Origin of the sequence: Leeia aquatica (assembly GCF_012641365.1) — a bacterium.
Taxonomy (GTDB): Bacteria; Pseudomonadota; Gammaproteobacteria; order Burkholderiales; family Leeiaceae; genus Leeia; species Leeia aquatica.
The window spans coordinates 1-3,265 of record NZ_JABAIM010000010.1 but is presented as its reverse complement, the minus strand read 5'-3'; the positions used below and the strand labels follow the sequence as shown (position 1 = coordinate 3,265).

2 protein-coding genes are annotated in these 3,265 nt (G+C 62.1%); both read left to right on the top strand.

Translation table 11 applies throughout. The annotated features are described in order from the left end of the window. Positions 1–332 precede the first annotated feature (332 nt). Positions 333–1,997, top strand: a complete 1,665-nt coding sequence (locus HF682_RS17610; RefSeq protein ID WP_168878659.1) for a ShlB/FhaC/HecB family hemolysin secretion/activation protein — start codon at positions 333–335, stop codon at positions 1,995–1,997. Positions 1,998–2,015: 18 nt separating this feature from the next. Continuing rightward, positions 2,016–3,265: filamentous hemagglutinin N-terminal domain-containing protein (locus HF682_RS17605; protein ID WP_168878658.1), on the top strand; the 1,250-nt coding region annotated here is incomplete at its 3' end.

Here is a 3,265-nt window from a genome sequence, read left to right as displayed (position 1 = left end):
GGCGTGTTGCATGTGAGCGGTGACATGGGCCCACATCTCGCCTACGTACGCCGCATGGCCCCATGCGATGCCTGCCCATTGGCGGGCAGCCGCTTGCCTGCGGCACCCTGTACCAAAGTGCAATGTTGCGAAGCAGCAACATCGCTAACGCCCGCGCTTGCTACTTCGGCAGTGTGAATTGTCAACAATCCTTGCTTTGCATCGCACCGACCACCCATCTGGCATACCCGGATGCTATAATCACGCCTATGAATACAGGGTAAGATGATTAAAAACAGGGTGTTGTGTGTATTTTCATTGCCAGCCCCCATCCGACTTGATTTCCCATTGTGATGATTGATTTATGGCGTCACCCACTGCGCTGGCAGCGGGGTGCGGGTTTCCTTTTCTGTTTGGTTGTTGCTTCGCAGCAATTACATGCCGATACGCGAGATGACGAGCTGCGTCGCATTCAGCAACGTGAAGCGGCGCGCCAGCAGCAATCTTTGCCGCCGGATGTGCTGACGCCGCAGGCGGCACCGCCGCTGGACGCGCCATGGCCGGAGGAGGCGGAGTGCTTCCCGCTGAGGTCGGTGCAGTTGCAGGGCGAGGTGGAGGCCTTTCCGCAGCTGTCGGGCTGGTTGCAGCGCTATGTCGGGCGTTGCATCGGACGGCAAGGTTTGCAGCGCGTCTTGCAGGAAGCCAATAACCACATTCTGGCGGAAGGCTTCGTCACCAGCCGGGTGTTGCTGCCCGAGCAGAATCTGGGTAGCGGTACCCTGCAGCTATTCGTGCAGGCAGGGCGCTTGCATGCCTTGCGTTTCAGTGATGAAGCTGCCACAGCTTCCTGGCGTACAGCGTTTCCGATACAGCCCGGTGAGGTGTTGAACCTGCGTGCATTGGAGCAGGGGCTGGAGCAGCTCAAGCGGGTGCCCAGCTTTGACGTCGAGATGGACATCGTGGCGACCGGCGAACCCGGTCAGAGTGATGTGGTGATCCGTCTGCAGCAAGGTCGCCCGTGGCGCGTGTCCCTGAGTCTGGACAACAGTGGCAGTCGCGGCACCGGCGAGCGCCAGGGCGCGTTGTCGTTCTCGCTGGATAACCCGCTGCGTCTGAATGACCTGCTCAGTATCAGCCTGAACCACGATGCCGAACCTGAAGGTGAGCAACGTGGCACCCGCAGCGATAATCTGTACTACAGCCTGCCGTGGGGTAACTGGACAGCCAGCCTCAGTCTGGGCCGCAGCCAGTATCACCAGCAGGTATCCGGTGTAACGCAAAGCTTCATGAGCTCTGGCCGCAGCCGCACCCGCGAGCTGGGGCTGCAGCGTCTGCTGCAGCGCGACCAGTCCAGCAAAACCACCCTGCACATCAAACTGGGCCAGCGCGAGAGCCGCAGCTTCATTGAGGACACCGAAGTCGAGGTACAACGGGTACGCGCCAGCTCACTGGAGGTCGGGGTGCAGCACAAGCAGTACTTGGGGCAGAGTGTACTGGAGTTGGGCGCAGCCTACCGTCAGGGCATGCCCTGGTTCCGAGCCAACCCGGACACCGCCCGCAGCATCAGCGACCCACGCCGACGTTACCACCTGTGGAGCATGAACCTGTCGCTGGATACCCCGCTGCTGAGTGGGCAGTACCACGGCACGCTACGCGGACAATGGAGTCGCGACACCCTGTATGGCAGCGAGCAGATGGCCATTGGTGGCCGTTACAGCGTGCGTGGCTTTGATGGCGAGCGCAGCCTGTCCGGTGAACGCGGCTGGCTGTGGCGCAATGAGCTGGAGTGGGCACTGGCCGACAGTGGCCAGCGTTTCTACCTGGCCATGGATGCCGGCCGGGTCAGCGGGCGCAGTGCGCCATCCGGCAGCCGTTTCCTCAGTGGCATGGCCGTTGGCCTGCGTGGGGGCGGCAAGGGGCTCAGCTACGACGCCTCGCTGGCCTGGGCCTTGCAGCGCCCGAATGATTTCGATACCCGACGCCCGGTGTGGGCGTGGGTCCTGAACTACCAATATTGATGTTGCGGACCGATACAGATGCGCACCTCTGAACTGAACACCCTCTCTCACGATCTGGACCACACTGCCGAACGCCCGTCTCTGTGGCGTCGCCTGCTGGCAGGCTGGATGGCGTTAAGCCTGATCCTGCATCCCGCACTGGTCTACGCGGCCGATGTCGTCGCCGCACCGGGGGCGGCAGGTCCAGCCGTCGGGCAGAGTGCCAACGGCACTACGGTGGTCAACATCGTGGCACCGAACGGAGCCGGGGTATCGCACAACCAATACCAGCAATTCAATGTCGGGGCGGGTGGTGTCATCCTCAATAATGGCTACCAGCTGAACCAGACCCAGCAAGCGGGCTGGATCGAGGGTAATCCCAACCTGCGGAATGGTAGCGCCCGCATCATCCTCAACGAGGTCACCGGTACCCAGCCCAGCCTGCTGCGTGGTATGACCGAAGTGGGCGGCAGCCGTGCCGAAGTGATCATCGCCAACCCCAACGGCATCAGCTGCAATGGCTGTGGCTTCATCAATACCAGCCGCGCCGGGCTGGTCACCGGCACCCCGCTGTTTGGCGGTGATGGCAGCCTGCAAGCCTTCCGCGTTACTGGCGGGCAACTGGACATTAGCGGCAACGGGCTCAACGCCAACAATATTGACCAGATGGACCTGCTGTCGCGCGCCATCATCATCAATGGTCAACTGCAAGGCAAGCAGCTCAACCTGATCGCGGGAAGCAACCAGGTTGACTACGCCAGCCTGAGCACGCAGCAGATTGCCGGCAACGGCACTGCGCCTCAGGTCGCTATCGACAGCAGCCTGCTGGGCGGCATGTACGCCAACAAGATTCGCTTGGTGGGCACCGAAGCCGGGGTTGGGGTCACCCTGCGCGGTGAAATGGCCAGCCGCAGCGAGGACATCCAGATCAGCAGCAACGGCACGCTCACCCTGAACAACAAGATCAGCAGCGCAGGCGGCATCCAGCTCAAGAGCCAGGGCACGCTGAGCCAGGATCAGACCGTGTACGGCCAAGGTGCAGTACAGGTGCAGGCAGGTGGCCAACTGCAACAGAATGGCCTGCTGGCCGCCGGGCAAAGCCTGCAGGTACAGGCCGCCAGTATCGACAGTCGCGCCCAGCTGGTTAGCGGCCTGCAGACGGATGGACGCGTACTGACCGGGCACAACCTCACTCTGAACAGCACGGGACAAGTCCGTCTGCAGCAAGGGCTGACCAGTGGTGGCAACCTGCAGGTGAATGCAGGTCAGCTGCAGGTGGATGGTAATGT